14 protein-coding genes are annotated in these 16,716 nt (G+C 53.2%); 3 read left to right on the top strand and 11 right to left on the bottom strand.

All coding sequences use genetic code 11. The features are described from left to right. Positions 1-139: 139 nt before the first annotated feature. Positions 140-1,516, top strand: a complete 1,377-nt coding sequence (locus AB6T85_RS12205) for a D-arabinono-1,4-lactone oxidase (RefSeq protein ID WP_301730398.1) — start codon at positions 140-142, stop codon at positions 1,514-1,516. Between the two features lie 15 nt (positions 1,517-1,531). After that, entirely contained in the window at positions 1,532-2,350 is an 819-nt protein-coding gene (locus AB6T85_RS12200; protein WP_369895690.1) for a glycosyltransferase family 8 protein, read from the top strand. On the opposite strand, the gene phnH is transcribed toward AB6T85_RS12200, so the two are convergent. The 4 genes from phnH to AB6T85_RS12180 form a co-directional block, all read right to left on the bottom strand. Continuing rightward, complete coding sequence (gene phnH, locus AB6T85_RS12195) at positions 2,347-2,904, bottom strand: phosphonate C-P lyase system protein PhnH (RefSeq protein WP_369895689.1); 558 nt, start codon at positions 2,902-2,904, stop codon at positions 2,347-2,349. The genes AB6T85_RS12200 and phnH overlap by 4 nt on opposite strands. Positions 2,905-3,060: 156 nt before the next feature. Next, positions 3,061-3,513 carry a lysozyme gene (locus AB6T85_RS12190; protein ID WP_253460380.1) on the bottom strand — a complete coding sequence of 151 codons (453 nt, stop codon included), beginning with the start codon at positions 3,511-3,513 and terminating at the stop codon, positions 3,061-3,063. A 226-nt stretch (positions 3,514-3,739) separates the two neighbouring features. Next, positions 3,740-6,379: a lytic polysaccharide monooxygenase gene (locus AB6T85_RS12185; protein ID WP_369895687.1), complete on the bottom strand. Its 2,640-nt coding sequence runs from the start codon at positions 6,377-6,379 to the stop codon at positions 3,740-3,742. A gap of 505 nt (positions 6,380-6,884) precedes the next feature. Further along, the gene (locus AB6T85_RS12180) at positions 6,885-8,624 is read right to left on the bottom strand and encodes a putative phage tail protein (RefSeq protein WP_369895685.1); all 1,740 of its coding nucleotides are present in this window, start codon (positions 8,622-8,624) and stop codon (positions 6,885-6,887) included. Between the two features lie 497 nt (positions 8,625-9,121). Here AB6T85_RS12180 and AB6T85_RS12175 point away from each other — a divergent pair, with 497 nt between their 5' ends. Further along, on the top strand, positions 9,122-10,000 hold the full coding sequence (locus tag AB6T85_RS12175; protein ID WP_253460371.1) for a LysR family transcriptional regulator: 879 nt from the start codon (positions 9,122-9,124) through the stop codon (positions 9,998-10,000). 234 nt (positions 10,001-10,234) lie between these two features. On the opposite strand, the gene AB6T85_RS12170 is transcribed toward AB6T85_RS12175, so the two are convergent. From AB6T85_RS12170 to AB6T85_RS12140, 7 genes are all read right to left on the bottom strand, one after another. Beyond that, positions 10,235-10,723 carry an Lrp/AsnC family transcriptional regulator gene (locus tag AB6T85_RS12170; protein WP_369895727.1) on the bottom strand — a complete coding sequence of 163 codons (489 nt, stop codon included), beginning with the start codon at positions 10,721-10,723 and terminating at the stop codon, positions 10,235-10,237. 95 nt (positions 10,724-10,818) lie between these two features. Then, entirely contained in the window at positions 10,819-11,652 is an 834-nt protein-coding gene (locus tag AB6T85_RS12165; RefSeq protein ID WP_301730401.1) for a GNAT family N-acetyltransferase, read from the bottom strand. A gap of 10 nt (positions 11,653-11,662) precedes the next feature. After that, positions 11,663-11,848: a hypothetical protein gene (locus tag AB6T85_RS12160; RefSeq protein WP_369895729.1), complete on the bottom strand. Its 186-nt coding sequence runs from the start codon at positions 11,846-11,848 to the stop codon at positions 11,663-11,665. Between the two features lie 544 nt (positions 11,849-12,392). Continuing rightward, positions 12,393-13,052 (bottom strand): DUF3313 domain-containing protein, encoded by a 660-nt coding sequence (locus tag AB6T85_RS12155; protein ID WP_369895684.1) that lies wholly within the window; start codon positions 13,050-13,052, stop codon positions 12,393-12,395. A gap of 310 nt (positions 13,053-13,362) precedes the next feature. Continuing rightward, complete coding sequence (cbl, locus tag AB6T85_RS12150) at positions 13,363-14,322, bottom strand: HTH-type transcriptional regulator Cbl (RefSeq protein ID WP_369895682.1); 960 nt, start codon at positions 14,320-14,322, stop codon at positions 13,363-13,365. Positions 14,323-14,462: 140 nt separating this feature from the next. Beyond that, the gene (nac, locus tag AB6T85_RS12145; protein ID WP_253460354.1) at positions 14,463-15,380 is read right to left on the bottom strand and encodes a nitrogen assimilation transcriptional regulator NAC; all 918 of its coding nucleotides are present in this window, start codon (positions 15,378-15,380) and stop codon (positions 14,463-14,465) included. A 317-nt stretch (positions 15,381-15,697) separates the two neighbouring features. Beyond that, the gene (locus AB6T85_RS12140) at positions 15,698-16,711 is read right to left on the bottom strand and encodes an ABC transporter permease (protein WP_369895726.1); all 1,014 of its coding nucleotides are present in this window, start codon (positions 16,709-16,711) and stop codon (positions 15,698-15,700) included. Between the last annotated feature and the right edge of the window lie 5 nt (positions 16,712-16,716).

Below are 16,716 nucleotides of genomic sequence, written 5' to 3'. Positions count from 1 at the left end.
CAACTTACAAATATGTTGTACAACTTTTTTACCCTGAACCGCTGTTGTTCCAGGGTGATTCAGCTACGCTTACTGAGGTTAACCCCTTTAGTTCGTCCCGCATTTTATCTTTTGAAAGGCCTCACGCCAGGAGTTGCCAATGGCAAGCGAAAATTCCGGTTACCCACGCCGTAAGCCGGATGCCGAAGAAGGCAAAATAATGAACTGGGCGCAGAATGCGACGCTGGCCGACAGCCACGCCGTCAGCGCCCCCAAAACGGAAGAAGAGCTGTGCCGCCTGATTGCTGCCAGCCGCGGTAAAATCCGCGTAATGGGCAATAAAATGTCGCCTGGCCGCGTGCTGAAACTGGCCGCCGCAGGCGATACGCTGCTGGATCTGCGTCATCTGCGAGGATTAATCGCGATGGATGAGCACAGCGCGACCTTTGCGGGCAGCACGCCTATGCATGAGATTTATGAAATACTGAGCGCCGAAGGTAAAATGCTGCCCGCCTCCCCTGGCGTTATCGCCGCGCAAACGCTGGCGGGCGCGCTGGCGACCGGTACGCACGGTCAGGGTCTGCAGCAAAGCTCTATCGCCGACGAGGCGCTGAGCATCCGCATGGTGCTGGCCGACGGCACGGTGGCGGATTTCGATCGCGATCATCCTTTCTTTCACGCCGTGCAGCTGGGCGTGGGCGCGCTGGGCATTGTGACCCAGGTAACGTTGCGCACGCGATCTTCGCTGATCTACACCTGTTATAAAAATGCGGTCAGCGGCGATACCCTGGAGCAGGATATCTATGACTGGAACCATAACTATGCGCTGAGCAAAGCATGGTGGTTCCCTAACGAAAATCAGGTGCACGTCTGGACGGCTCGCGAAGCCGATAGCGAAGAGATTGCGCAGTATCGCGCCAATAATAACGATCTGGTGAAGCAGGAACAAACCAGCGATGCGATGAACGAAACCATCGACCAGACGCTGGAACATATGCGCAGCGATACCAAAATCGTGGATGAAAACGGCAAGCCGTTCCGCACCGTCACGCGTTTTAAAGATTTCTCCGACGTAACCGGCGACGTTTACCAGGTGTTCTGTCGCGGTATCGCTACGCCGCAGATCAACGTTGAAATCGGTATTCCCATGTCGCGCGTGGGCGAGGTCATCCGTAAGATTAAAGACTGGCACAGCGAAACGCAGCCGCATATGCACTACCCGATTATCTTGCGCTGTACCGGCCCTTCCGCCAGCTGGCTCAGCCCGGCTTACGGCGTCGATACCTGTTTCTTTGGCTTTGTGGTTTATTACGCCGAAGACGGCTCGCTTTCTGAAGAGGGCGTCAGCTTTTTGCAGGCCATCGAGCGGGTGCTGGCGGCGGAAGGCGGCAGGCCGCACTGGGGCAAATACTTTGACGAGTCGCTTTACCACTGGCCGGAAATTTACCCGCAGTGGCAGGCGTTTCGGCAGGTTCGCGAGACGCTGGATCCGCAGCATAAATTTGATAATGCGTTTACCGCAGCACTGTTTGATTAATTAAGGAGAATGCCAATGAAGGCATGGGCAACCCTGCTGACGCAGCCGGGCTATCTGGTGGGCGTCAGCGCGTTGAATCGCTCGCTGAAAAAAAGCGGCAGCCGCTATTCGCTGGTGGTAATGGTCACGGAAAATATCGACGCCCAAAGCCGGCAGATCCTGGAGCAGGAAGGCTGCCTGGTGCGGGAAGTGCAGCCGATCAGCCCCGACAGCAGCCTGGCGCAGCACTACGCCAACGCGCGCTTCTCCGAAGTGTGGACCAAGCTGGCCGCCTGGCAGCTGACGGAATTTAAGCGTATCGTTTTCTTAGATGCGGACATGCTGGTGGTGCAGAACATGGATGAACTCTTTGCCCTGACGCTGGCAAAAGAGAGTATCGCCGCGTGCCACGCCTGCCGCTGCAATCCTAACAAGATCCCGAGCTACCCGAAAAACTGGACGCCGGAAAACTGCTTCTATAGCTACTGCCGGGGCGTGGATCATACGGAGCAGCCTGACGAAGTGGATAATTATCTGAACGGGGGTTTTCTGGTGCTGACGCCGGATCGCGCCGTCTATGACGATATGCTGCAAAAGCTGGCGGAGGTGAAGGATTTGTCGCGCTATCTGTTTGCCGAGCAGGATTTTCTTAACGACTACTATCATCAACGCTGGCGGCCGCTGCCCTATATCTATAATGCGCTAAAAACCCTTCCCTTCCAGCACAGCGCCATGTGGCACCTGCCTGAAGTGAAGAATATTCATTACATTATCGATAAGCCGTGGGAGCGTCAGCCTAATCCTGACGATCGCTACTACTCGCTGAATAAAATGTGGTGGGAGATTGCCGGTTAACAGACCACAACGTTGGTGGTGTGCGGCAGCGCCATCATCTGATCGCCGCAGGTAAAAATCAGGTCGATCGGCTGAGGGAAAGAGTGTACCCGCTCACGCAGGTAATGCAGAACCGCTTTCGGCAGCTTTGGCGCAACGGCGCGAGACTCACGCAGGGCCGGGCCGCTTAAGCGCAGCGTCAGGCCGCCGCTTAGCGCAGGCACCTCAATAATCACGGTGGCGGGCGCGTCGCCTGGCGAAAATTCCGCAATAGCCATGTCGGAAGCGGCATGAAGCAGCGCCACCGACGCTTCCGCTTTGGCCGTGGTTCTGGCGCCAAAACGCTGTAGATTTTCCAGCATCGCCTCGTCGCCGAGCGAGCTGTCCAGCCAGAACGGCGTTTCCCGATCCACCAGCGTCATTAAAATAGCCGTTGCCGCAGGCGAAGCGTTGCCCCATACCGGGATTTGCGGCAGCGTCACTTTTACGCCGGGTTCGCTTATCGCTTTCAGAATAAGACGGAAGGCGCGCTGCGAATCGGCAAAAGAGTAGCTGAAGCTGGCAATCAAAGTCATAAATTTTCCTGTGAGATAATAGGCTGGTTGGTCGGCCCGCAGAACGGACGGCAACGGAATAGCCGTTAAGTTTTAAGCATGGCAGAAAAAAATGACAGCGACGTTAAAAATGCGTGGCGTTCTGATGAAAATCAGACTGGGCCGTCCCGTCAGCCTTCAGCGCTGCGCATCCGGCGTCAAAAACAGCATTCTTTCGCGCTTTCTGCGCGGCAGCAGGAGATTGACCAGTTTGCCCGCTCTTTTCCACAGCAGAAAAGCCTCTGCGGCTTCCTGATAGTGTTTTTCATTCAGTTTTTTTCTGACCGTGGAATTAACGAAAGCCGTTACGCCAATATTAAAAATCAGGCTGCAAAGCGCGTCATATTGATTCTGGCTAAGCGGCACGGCGACATGCTTTGCAATAGCCTGCTCGACGACCGCTAAATCTTTGCGCAGCAGCTCGGTGGATTTTTCCGCGCTGATCATCATCTCTTTGCTGACGGCAACGCCATCGACGTGGCCGGTATGCCCTACGCCAATCGTCGCTATCCCCACCGAATCCAGATAGCCGCTCAGCTTCTCGCCCTCTTCCTCTTTAATAAAGCGGATACCTTTTTCGCTAATGTTCATTCTGCTTTCCGTTCTCTGTTTGCTGATTAACGCTGTTGCCCATATGCAGCGCTCGGCTGGCTGATTAATGACGGACAAACCGACGTGATTTTTAATACGCGCGGCTGTTAAACGGCGAAGGCGTATTAAAAATCACGCTGTAGTAGCCGTTAACGACTTAACAACGTGATTTGATTTAATTTATGTCAGGCGAACGGGCCGCGTCCCTTTGGCCCGCAAGGATAAATTAACGTGCCTGACGCCACAGGGTTTCTGCCAGACCCGGCGCCCAGTCAACGGCGTGGGCAACATGCGTCTGGATACAAACCCAGTTTTTACCTTGATGGGTAACGATATCGCCAGCGGTGTAAGATCCACCCAGCACCCATGCCGGATACTGGCCGTTATCGCCGTTGTCGTCGTTGCCGTTGTCGTCGTTGCAGTTAGCCAGAGTGGTGATGCTCAGTACGTTGCTCGGAACGGAAAGCAGATCCTGAGAATCCACAGCGGCAACGAAGTAACGGTAAGTGGTTTCTGCACGCAGGCCGCTGTCGGTATAGCTGAGCTGAGAAGCCGCCACGCGAGCGATTTCATCACCTTCGCGGTAAACGATGTAGCCGGCAATGGCGTTGCTGCCTTGAGAAGAACCCCACATCAGCGCAACGCTGTCTGCGGTCACGCCCATGCTGTGCAGCTGTGCTGGCGCAGTTGGTGGCGTGGTGGAGGCGGCAGGATTTTTAGTGGTCACGATAACAGCTTCGCTGCGAACGGATTCTCTGCCTGTAGCGCTGACCGCGCTGATGGTGTAGCGGTAAGCGGTGTTTGCTTCCAGGCCGTTATCCACAAAGCTCAGCTGGGTACCGTTGAAGATCATATTGTTGTCACGATACAGACGGTAAGAAACGCCTGCGGTTGAAGAAGCGTTCCACGCCAGCGCGATGCTGCTGGTGGTGATATCGGTCGCGTGCAGGCTGGCTGGCACCGCAGGCGCAGTTTCGCCGCCGTTGCCGTTGCCCACGAAATCCAGATCGATAACCTGGTAGAACGCGTTACCGGTATCGGCAACTTCCCATACCGCCAGCAGCACATGGTAGCCGCGACGCTGTGGCAGCTGGATTTCATGCGTGGTTGGGCCGGTCGGACGCAGCGTGGCGCCGTGGCTCCAGTAAGGCTGCTCGGTAAATTCCGCTTTAAAGAACGGCGTGGATTCAAACTGCGCGCGGCTCAGCGGCTGGTTTGGATTCCAGTCTTCGCGGGTAATAAAGTAGTTATAGCGACGAGTGGTGTGAGCTGCGGTATAGGTCCAGACGAATTTCATGATTTCGCCTGGGGTTACCGTGTGTTTTTTCCAGTGGGTGCCTGGCTCATCCAGGAAGCGACCGTCGCCCTGGTTGGCGCTGGCGATTTCGCCGTCGCGTGGTGGCACAGCATTCGGGCTGTCGTCCGGCGCTACAGCGTCACGCAGACCGCTCTGCGCAGCCGGGAAGAATTTACCCGCTTCGCGCTGGTTCAGCTGACCGGCGTTCAGTTTGCCTTCCTGCCATGCAAAGAAAGCACGTGAAGCTGGCGTGGCGATATGACCGTGGCGCAGCGCCGGAGCGATGTTATTTGACATTGTTTTAAATTCCGTAGTGGTTTTGTTGGTGGAAATTGGCTGCCAGAGCGATGTAGCCAGTTCAGGCGTCCAGAAAAGGTTAGAGTCATGCTGCATAACGCAGATATAGTTACGTGACAGCCAGCTCACGCGGGCACCATCGATATAACGCACGCCCGCGCGCCACTGTTCAAACTGCGGTTCAGGCGTGGGTTCAGGCGTTGGCTCTGGGGTTGGTTCCGGAGTTGGCTCAGGCGTTGGTTCCGGGGTTGGGTCCGGAGTTGGCGTCGGCCCAGGCACCACACCATCACCGGCCAGGTAGCCGTAGCGACGGATAAATTCCCAGTTGTAAGGCACGTTATCGCTGGTAAAACCGGCATCCCAGTTAACGGACCAGGTCATCAGACCCGCAACAGGCAGACCAGCGGCCTCAAGGCGAGCCAGGGCATTTTTCACATCCTGTGGATTAATGACATAACCGGTCGCTGCCGCATCGTTATTGGTTGGCAGGCCGATAATGAATTTTTCGCTTGGGATCTTCAGGAAATTACGGGTACCGGTGACCAGGCTTTCAGTCAGGTAATAGAGAAAATCTTCTTTAATCGCGTCGTTGCTTTGCGACACCCATTGGTTAATTTCATCAACCCAGACGCCGTCGCCGCCCTGGTTATAGAACTGTGGCGCAACGTAATCGTAGTAGCCTTCCAGGCCGATGATATAAGGGCTGTAATGGCCGCCATTGGTCAGGTAAGGGAATTCTGGCGCCATGCTGATGATGAAGTTCTTACCGAACTTGCGGTAGTGATCTTTCACCACGCGCAGCGCAGCAGGGATCACCGTCTGGTTATCGGCAGCGGTAATCGCAGACTGCTCCAGATCAATATCCAGGCCGTCAAAGCCATATTTATCGCTCAGCGCGATAATACGCTCGGCCAGCGCCACTTCGTCCCCGGCGTGCATTTCGATATGCGCATCGGCACCGCCCATGGAAATCAGAACTTTACGGCCCTGAGCCTGCACTTTCGCGATTTCGCTGCGGAATTCAGCATCCGTTCCTTTATACGGTTTGAAATCAGGGATGCGGTCGCTGTCATCCAGCACTTTCATAAAAGCGACGGCGATAATGTTATATTGCACAGGAATTTCGGACAGGGTCATTTCCGTGAAGCGGCCCTGTTTATAACCCTGAGCGCCTACGGCTGGCCAGTTGTGCCAGAAGCCCATAACGATTTTATTTTGCGCGGAGCGTTTTCCGGCAATCTGACCTGCCGATAAATTTTTAGAAGCTGGCATAATTCCTCCATATGCATCTGCCATGATGCATATTCCATTATGTAAAATGTTCTTTTTGTTATGCAGCCAGCAAGCAAAATAATGCGCTTGCTGCATGCGTTCTATTTTATTCAACCAGGAAAAACAGACAAACTCAATAATTGCATTTAGCTATTAATAATTGAAAAGCCTTTGTTTTATATGAATTATCTATAGAAGCGCCTCGTTATTTAATTTTATTTAAACCCTGAATAAACACCTTTGATTATTCTATTTACTTTTTAAATTACAGTATAAGAATGTATATGTTTAGCTGTTATTTAATTTTATAACCTTGCGCAAACACCAGCAAAGGCATTCCATTACATCGTCATTTCATTTTGGTAATTAATCAGGGAAAGGAGCAGTAGATGCGGCCAGAGATTCAGGTGGGCAAATAAAATAAAAATAAATATTGCGTTATTTTATGCAAGGGTAACATGAAAAAAAACCGGCCATATCAAGGCCGGTTTTTCACTAATGGGCATTAGCTGTTTATGGGTTTTAGTTCAATCGCGTAATCAAGACCGTTTACCCTTACCCGCAGGCATTCTCTGGCCGTACCAACCGACGCGGTGCTGACCACGCGGCCACGCATAATCAGGTCGTTATTATTGTTGTAACCATAGCCGACCCGATCCGTTCCTTCCCAGTGCTGCAAAAATGCCGTTACCGGCTCGGCATCCAGCACGGCCGCTTCCGCAGCAGAAACTTGCGTATAAGACTTGATAAAGCGGAAATGAACGCCGCGCGAGAAACGATCGTGGCAGTTAGTGGTGATCAGAGCGATACAGAAGCCGGTATATTTAGCCAGCTTAACAAATATTTCCCCTCTGCTGCTGCCCAGCGATCTCACCCTGACCCGCGTCACCGGGCACGATCCTTCCACTGCCCAGGAGGCGTTAAAGCTGCCGTTCACGTTCTGAATAGAGATTATCGCTTCGCCTTCCGGCGTGCGTGACGTGAAGTCGATTTGCGTTTCCGGCATCGCATTAAACTGAGAGGAACCGATAATGCGCATCTGCATCTGCGTGGTCCATTCCGGCATCTCAATCTCGCCCACTTTAAACCAGGTTTCCCGATCCTGACGGTTATCCATACGTTCCTGGGAAGTGATGTACTCGTAGTTCAGCGAACCTTCAATACGCGCGCCGTGGTTTTCAAGGAATATCTGCCCTTCTTCATATACAGGCAGCCAGCGCTCGCCGCTGTCAGAGAGATCCAGCCCCTCGCCGTTATGCACATTCAGCATGGTAGAAATAAGGCGCGTATGATGGCACTTGAGCGGATTTTTATTGCCTTCCAGATTCAGCGCATTGACCTTCCACTGGCCGTTGGAAAGGTCGCCGGGGAATTCGGTATGCTCAATCCAGCCGTTATGCAGCACGCACTGCGTCGCGCGCGGCAGATCGATCATTTCAGACTTCACGCCGTACTGGATATTAAAGTTGCTGAGCTCGATAGCGGTAAGGTGATCCCAGGAGCCAGCGGCGCGATCGGACCAGCGGCCATAGATAACGCTGCCGGCGCAGCGGGTGGCGTACCACTGATCGATCTTACAATCCAGCGTATCGAGCAGATCCAGCGCGCGGCCGCCCAAATCCTGGAAATGCACCCCGGTCACGCGCAGATACTGACCGCCGGGGATGATATTTTTAAAGAAACCTTTGGTTTTAGTGTTGTCCTGCCCGTTAACGATAATGCCGCTGATATAGGTCCAACGGGCGTTGACGGTAAACATGTATTCGCCGTCTTTCTGGTCAGAGAAAAGACGGGTGTTAGGGAAGTAGCCGAAGTTGACGTGGGCGCCAGAGAGACGGAAACGGTTTACCTCCTGGCCGGAGAAATCAAATTTAGAGATAAAGAAGTTACCTGCCGGAAAGCGGATGCCGACGTTTTCATGGGTACGTACATTGTTTTGACGATCCATGATGCGTGACCAGTGCCACATACGGGTAACGGCTTCCAGACAGTCCGTTTTGCCATCCGGGATAGCGCCGAAATCGACCACGGTTACGCCCGCGTTATCGGTAATATAACGTTTCCAGCGCATATTTCGGGGAGTAACGACAGTCATGCCGCCATCTTCTGGCGCCGTCTTGTCGTTAAAGTCACTGATAAAAATACCGCCGCCGTAGCCGGTTCCTGCACTATAAGAAAGCACAATAGCCAGTTCGCCGTGGGCGGCAGGCTCGTGCGCCCGTAATTCCTCAATAGAGTTCAGCATAGAAAAGTTATTTTCTTCATTAGCTGAATGCGCAAGATATACAATTCTGTCGAAGTCAATAGCTTTGCCATCTTTATCAAGTACGTTTAAGTTCCTGACCATTTCATTTAACTTAACCTGTTGTGATGTTAAATTATCCTGGTTGTTGTCACCAATGACACTCATTTAAAGCCTCTTTATTAAATATATATTATACGATGGTTGCATTTTCTGATGGGTTGCAGGCTTGCATTTAATGTTGGTTTAGGTTTCCACCAAAAAACGCGGTTTAAACCATATTTCTTGCTTTAGTTTTTAGAATTGACAGGATAATAATTGAAGGTCATTCATACAATTTTAAAAAATGATGCTCACGCGTAGAAATTAGCATCTCTATGATTAGAAAAATAAAAACAGTCTTATTTTGTAAATACCCCCCATCCAGAGCTTTCGTAAGTATGCTATATTTTTCATAAATTTACGCTAAGTTAACAGTTGTTAAACGATCTGGAGGTTTTATGTTTCTGTCATCTAATCTGAAATGCTTTATTGTGCTGGCGAAAGAGAAGTCATTAAAGAAGGCTTCTGAGATATTATTCGTTACCTCTTCCCCTATTTCTCGCCGGATAAAAATATTAGAAGACGAGCTGGGATTTAAATTATTTTCACGCACGGACCATGATTTCACCCTGACCAAAAAAGGGCTGGAACTCTACGATAAAATAATGCCGCATTACGATAAGATGACGGAACTGGAAGACTATTTTTCACGAAAAAGAACCAACGTTAATATTCGCCGTGGCCTGATGATTGGTGTAGAAAACCTCAATCCCTTTTTATTCAACCTGCTGGTAAAAACCCGCAAGAAGACCGAAAGCGTCTCTTATTGTTCCTGCGATACCAAAACTTCGGTGGAATCGCTGCTTTCCGGCGAGATCCACGGCGTTATTTCCCATCGGGAAATCAACGATAACGGGATCCTGTCGATGAATTTTTTCAGCGAGCCCGCCTGCTATCTCTATTCTAAAAAGTTCCCCGATTCGCAGCTTAGCGATATAAAAAACACGCCCGTCATCATTCCTACCAATGGCTTTTACGAACACTATGTGAAAAACGCGCATGCCAAAATCCTGACTATGTGTCCTACGGCGCAGGTTATTATCGTGGATGATATTTATGATTATATTTCGCTGATTGCCAATGGCGAAGCCGTTGGGCTAATCAGTGAATCAATGGTGTCATTTTATCAAAGCAAAATAAGCAATTTCAGTGAGTTAAGTTACAGAGTCGAAAAATCATTCCCGGAGCTTAAAACCTATATCTACTATCTGAAAGAACGTGAGTTCTCTTTGAAATATGCGTTAGACACCGTTGACGCCGCACAGGTAAATGCGTGATAACAGAGACAGGATGTCTCTTTTTTAACATTCTTACAGGCTGAGGGACAACGGGAAACGCATCGGGAAAAAACTTTTTCCTGATCTGGCGGGTAAAGCATGGCGCCAGAATTAATGACTGGTATCATCCGCGACGGTGAAAAGCGAACTATCCCTGGCGTATCGCCAACCAGGGAAAATAAGAAAGGATAACGCCCTTCATAACATTTTTGCCGTCATTATGTCCGACAGCCATCAGAACTCCATCGTTTGACGAAAGATAAGCGAACGCAGCGGCACGCTGCTTTTCAGGATCGGCGATTTAATAACAATGTAGCTAAAGTATTTATCTATCCCGATTTTAGCGTCCAGAACGCTTTCAATGACTTCCTGGTAATGTTCGATGCTGCGGGTAATAAAACGCAGCAGATAATCGTATCCGCCGGTAATCAAATGACACTCCATCAGTTCGTCCACCTCCCGGAGCGTGTTTTCAAAACGCATAAAGTCTTCGCGCCGGTGTCCGGCCAGCGTAACCTCGGTGAAGACGGTAACGGAATCAGTAATTTTAGGTAAATTAACGTGCGCCTCGTAACCGGTAATAAACCCTGCCGTTTCCAGACGTTTTACCCGCTGTAGACAGGGACTGGGTGAAAGCCCGACAGCGTCGGCAAGGTTTACATTACTGATGCGACCGTCCTTTTGCAGCTGTACCAGAACAGGGATATGTAACGCCTCGCCGATATCCGGCTACTGGCGAAACACCGCTTACGCCGCCGGCTCCGCCACCAATGCCGCCCGGATAAGGCCGCGCTCCGGCTCTGATTGCTGGAGGATATTTATGCCATTGCCTGGCTCACCAGCGCGAACGCCCGCACGTCCTGCGGCTGCCAGGGGGTGCCTTTATACATGGTGATGGGCTCGTCAACCTGAACCATACCCAGGGCGACGAGCCATTCGCCCAGCCCGCAGGCGCTGTCGGTATCGATACGGACGAAGGCGCCTTCCAGACCGGCAAGCAGTTCGCTGACCAGTACTTTCGCCTGCTGTAGACTGGCACAGATAATGGGGCCGATAGCGAAGCCGTGCCCGAAGCGGCGCAGGCAGGCGAATCCCGCCGTTTGATCCTGCTCTTCCAGTACCAGAAAGCGGTCTGCGCTGGCAAAAAGCTCGGCGATCAGTGCCGGACGATGCTGCCCGTGCGCCCTGGTTTCCAGCTTGCTCAGCGCCGTCAGCTCTTCGCGGCGAGCGGGGCGCAGGCTTTGCGACGCCTGCGGTAGAACGCGTTCGCCCGGTGCCAGCGCGCGACATTGATGCTGAGCGATCGTTCCCGTGACCACAAACCCCAGCTTTTCATACAGCCCTTTGCCCATTTCCGTGGCGTGCAGGCGCAGCTGATGCCCTTCCAGCGCGGCCAGCGCCGTCTGCATAAGCTGTTTACCGATACCTTTGCCCTGCGCGCTGCCGGCGACGTTCACCAGACCAAGGGTGGCGTAGTCGCCCCAGCGCCAGTAAAGCACGGTGCCAATCAGCTCGCCGTTTTCCATCGCCGCCAGGCCTTCACCCAGCGCCAGCGCCTGCTGCCAGTCTTCACGGCGGTGCGGCCAATGTAACCGCTGCGTCAGGGCATAAGCGGCATCAAGATGCTGCTCGTTCATCGTTACTATGTTCATCCTTTTCTCCTTAAATCATGCCTGGCTGTTGCTGGCCGCTGCCGTCTGTCAGCCTGGCATAGCGGGACGGCGTGGGATCAACCACCGGCGCAGAATCGGTCGCTAAATTATCGGCCAGCCGCCCGGCACCCGGTTCTCGCAGGAAAGGCATCAGGCCCCGTTCCAGCCTGAGGTTTTTGCGCCTGGTTTTCAACATGGGATAAAACTACCGCGCATAGCGCAGCCTTTGTACGGCACGGGTTAGGACGCTCAGCCATATATTTGATGCTACGGGCGCTCAGCCATATATTTGATGCTACGGGCGCTCAGCCATTTGCAACAGAGGTTTATATTGTGGACGCGGCTATGTGCAACAGGAATTTATACTGTGGACGCGCGGCCATGTGCAACAGAGATTTATACTGTGGACGCGCGGCCATGTGCAACAGAGATTTATATTGTGGACGCGCGGCCATTTGCAACAGAGGTTTATACTGTGGACGCGCAGCCGTGCGCGGCGCAGGTTTATGCTGCGGGCGGAGATAACAGGGCTTAAGCGAGTCCAGAAAAATTATGATGTGGCCGGATAATGTCAGATATTGCACAACTACATTTTATGCGCTGAATAAGGGAAAGCTTATTTGGGGGCGATTATCGGGCCGCATCAAGGCCCGATAATTTTCTCCGGTCATTTTTATAAATTTTCAAACATACTTTCCGACAGCGGTCAGGCCGTTGGCGCTTTACCGCCGCAAGCCTGGCTATGGCGTTGAGAACGTCGCCACATCCTTCACCATATCGTCAATAGCGCCCTTCACGTCCGCCGGGGTGATTGGCGCAGCGCCGTTCGCCACGCTTTTGCCGTAACCTTTACGGATAACTTTAATAACCGGCTTGCCGGTAGCAACATCAATCGCTTCCGCCTCGATAAATAGCTCGGCGTTCTGGCTGCGATGCCCGGTGGCGGCCATCGTGCCTGCTACCACGGCGGCGACCGGCACCACCTCATAAAACTGGAGATCTTTGTTTTCAGCCGTTACGGCAGTAATGGCCGTTTTCACTATCAGACCGCCAGGCTGAGGGGTGTCGACAATCTTCTTACGCCCGGCCAGCGCGCTTTTAAGACTGGATTCGGTATAGCTACGGATTTGCTCCAGCGTGGCGGCAGAGACCCGACTGTTGGGTAACGCGCGAGGATAATAAGTAACAGGCGCAAAATAGAGGCTGGTATAACGATCTGACTGATAATCGGGCGCAATCCAGCGCAGCGTTTCATGCCCGCTTGCTGTGTTTACCGGTTTTATCTCTGCATAGTTTCCTAAAAAGCCGGAATACTGCGACTGCTCGGCGGTTTTGCTGGCACAGCCGGTCAATAAAATAGCGAGGAGAGCAAAAGGCAGCGTTCTTTTAGCAACAACCATACAACCCCCTGAGTGGATAAACCTGCTTTACAGCATAGTCGTTCGCCGTTGATTTACTTGCTGGCAGTGTTAACTATGCGATCGCCCCGCCGCTTTGCTTTCAATAACATGCTGTACGGCGATAGCGCGCCTGGCCAGGCGCGCTAAAGGCTATTACCACTATGGATCGCATCCAATGAATAAAACCCCACCATAAAATTTTTTTGCTGCACGACACCGTACGCAAGCTACCCAGGCCCAGGGGCAAAAACAAGGCAATATTGCCGGGCGAACGGCTTTCTTTGCTGTTCTTCGGGACGCCTCTGAAATTTTAAATCTGAAAATCCAGCACCGGTTCTACCGCGTCATGCGTGGAAAGCGCCTTGCGCTTGATCTCTTCCAGCGACAGGTTGGCGTTGCACAGTTCCAGAAACTGCCAGACGTAGTTGCGCTGTAGCTGCCCACGCTTCAGGCCCAGCCAGACGGTATTGGATTCAAACAGGTGTTTGGCTCCCAGCCGGGTCAGCGCGGCCTGCGCATCCAGCTGGCAGGCCTGATCCGCCAGCACGCCCACGCCCAGCCCAAGTTCGACATAGGTTTTTACCACGTCGGAATCCTGCGCGCTGAGCACGATATCCGGCGTCAGCCCGGCGGCATGAAAGGCGCGGTCAACGCGGGAACGGCCGGTAATGCCCTGGCGATAGGTAATTAAGGGATAGCGGCTGAGCGCCGCCAGCGAAACCGGCTGCTCCTGCTCCAGCGGATGCCCCTTTGGCACCAGCAGCGCATGATGCCAGCTGAACCAGGGAAAAGCCGCCAGCGACGGATTATTGACGACCTGTTCGCTGGCAATACCGATATCGGCTTCGCCCGCCATCAGCATGGCGACAATCTCCTGCGGCGTGCCCTGATTTAACTCCAGGCGAACACCGGGATAGAGCGCGCGAAACGCTTTGATCACCTTCGGCAGACTATAGCGCGCCTGGGTATGCGTGGTGGCGATGGTCAGCACGCCGCTGGATTCGTTGGTAAAGACATCGGCCAGACGGCGCACCTTTCCGGCTTCATCCAGGATGCGTTCGGCAATAGCCAACAACGCCTTGCCTGGCTCGGTCATGCCGAGCAGCCGCTTGCCGCGACGGATAAAGATCTCCACGCCCAGCTCATCTTCCAGATCGCGTATATGGCGGCTGACCCCTGACTGGGAGGTAAAGAGCGCATTAGCCACTTCGGTCAGGTTAAACTCGCAGCGTGCCGCTTCCCGGATGATTTTAAGTTGCTGAAAATTCACGTGCGCCTCTCCCTCTGTTATCTGTTGGTTTCAGCCATGTTAATAAGGCACATTGATAGCAACAAATAATAAAAAGAGGTTTTATATGCTTTTTAGCGATATAGAAGTGAGGCGCGCCGACGCGCGCCCGCAGAAAGGCATTAGCTCACCAGCATCAGTTCACGCTCTTCAATCGTCGGTTTGTTGAGCAGCGACAGCAGGATATTTTTTACCGCCTGCGCAGAAGGAGAAAGCGGCGAGCGCGCCGAAACGTTCAGCGACAGCGGCAGGTTCAGCGTTGGGCTGTTGATGCGCGCCATCCAGGCATCGGTGGAGCTGACCAGCGCGCGCGCTGCGGATTCCGGCAGTACGGTGACACCCATGCCGCTGGAGACGGCGGCGGTCAGCGTGGCGATCGATTCAATTTCGCCGATAATGCGGGCGCTCAGGCGGCGCAGCGAAAACGCTTCGTCAACGCGTTTGCGCACGGCGCTGTAGTCGCGCGGCAGAAACAGGTTCATTTTGGCCACGTCGGCTAAATCGATGTTTTGTCCAGGGCAGTCGGTTGCGCCAACCAGATAAAGTTCTTCTTTCATCAACGGCAGGCTGGTGATGCCGGCGGACGGCGCGCGGTCGTAAAGTACGGCCATATCAAGCTGCCCATCCATCACTTTTTCGTTTAGCGATGCGCCGCTGTTTTCATGCAGGTAAACCAGCACTTCCGGAAACTGTTCGCGCACGGTTTGCAATAAAGGCATGGTCAGCGAAGAGGCGGCGGTTCCCGGCGCCAGACCGATTGAAACCTGACCGGTCAGCGTCTGCCCGGCGTTGATCACCGCCGTCTGCGCCTGTTCGCACTGCCGTAAAATGGTACGGGCATGGGCGTATAAAATCTTCCCGGCTTCCGTAGGCGTCACGCCGCGCTTGGTACGGATAAGCAGCTGCTGGTCCAGCTCGTTCTCCAGCGTGGCAACCTGCTGACTGAGCGCAGGCTGCGCAATATGCAGCACCTCTGCGGCCTGGGTCAGGCTGCCAATATCGACGATTTTTACAAAATATTTCAGTCGTCTTAAGTTCATTTTGCCTCCGTCACGGGACGCCATTGTTACTGGCGCTAAAAAATAAGTTTTCACTCTGGTGCGGGTTAAGAATTGCAAGTGACGTGCCAGAAACTTCCGGCTGCGCTTTCAGCCCATTTGTTTCAGGCTAAGCGCCGGTAAAATAAGAGAATCTGATTACCTCTAAAGGAGTAGCGCTTTTTTTTAATGCTTTCACCAACCGCTTGCCTGCACCGATGAGGTGCAAAATATGCTGTCAGGCTGTGCATGGTAACGCTTACATGGCATAAAAAAGCGGCGGCTGAGAGGAATACAGGGGCCGGCCTGGCTCCTGCCCGCTAGCGCTTTTTACGATTGCGGTACATATCCACTGAAACGGCGCTGACGATAATAATGCCTTTGATAATGTCCTGAACGTAGGCGTCCACGCCAACAAAGGTAAAGCCGCTCTTAATCAGCCCTAAAATCACCGCGCCGATCAGCGTACCTGTAATCCTCCCTACGCCACCCATCAGGCTGCTGCCGCCGATGACGGCGGCGGCAATCGCATCCAGCTCATAGGACATGCCCATGCTGGACTGGCCGCTGCTGACGCGCGCCGCCAGGACTACGCCAGCCAGGCCGGAAAGCCCGCCCGCGATGGTATAAACAATCACCAGGTATTTATTGACGTTAATCCCGGAAACTTTCGCCGAGGTCATATTGCCGCCAATGGCGTAAACGTACTTGCCATAACGGGTGTGTTTCAGCGCGATATGGAAAATGACCGCGACGACCAGGAAGATGACTACCGGCATTGCGCTCTGGCCGATGGCGGTAAAACTGTCGGAAAGGAAGCTGATCGGGTTGCCCTGCGTGTAGTATTGCGCCAGCCCGCGCGCGGAAACCATCATGCCCAGCGTGGCGATAAAGGGCGGAATACCGGTTTTAGTGATCAGCACGCCGTTCACCACCCCGCAAAGCAACCCCACGCCGACCCCGGCTACGATCGGCACCGCCGCAGGCATGTTGACCAGCGACGGGAACATCGGGGAAAGGCTGTCGGAGGTTTGCGCCAGGCTGGCCGCCACCACGGCGGTTAAAGCAATCACCGAGCCGGATGAGAGATCAATCCCCGTGGTAATAATCACCTGGGTCACGCCGACCGCAATAATGCCGATAATGGCAACCTGCAAAATAATCAGCACCAGCCGGTTTGGATTAAGCAAAAACGATTGATCGCGCACGTACCAGCCTGCCGCTTCAAAAATCAGCGCGATGGCGACCATCACGATAAAAATGCCGGTATCCTTCGGCATCTTTCCCTTAAAACTGCTTAAAAACGTTGCCGAAGACGGCTGTTGGCCACTCATTTTTA

The organism is Erwinia aeris, from assembly GCF_041224955.1.
Taxonomy (GTDB): domain Bacteria; phylum Pseudomonadota; class Gammaproteobacteria; order Enterobacterales; family Enterobacteriaceae; genus Erwinia; species Erwinia aeris.
Note: the sequence above shows the minus strand (reverse complement) of the source record. Positions and strands in the feature narration are given on the sequence as shown.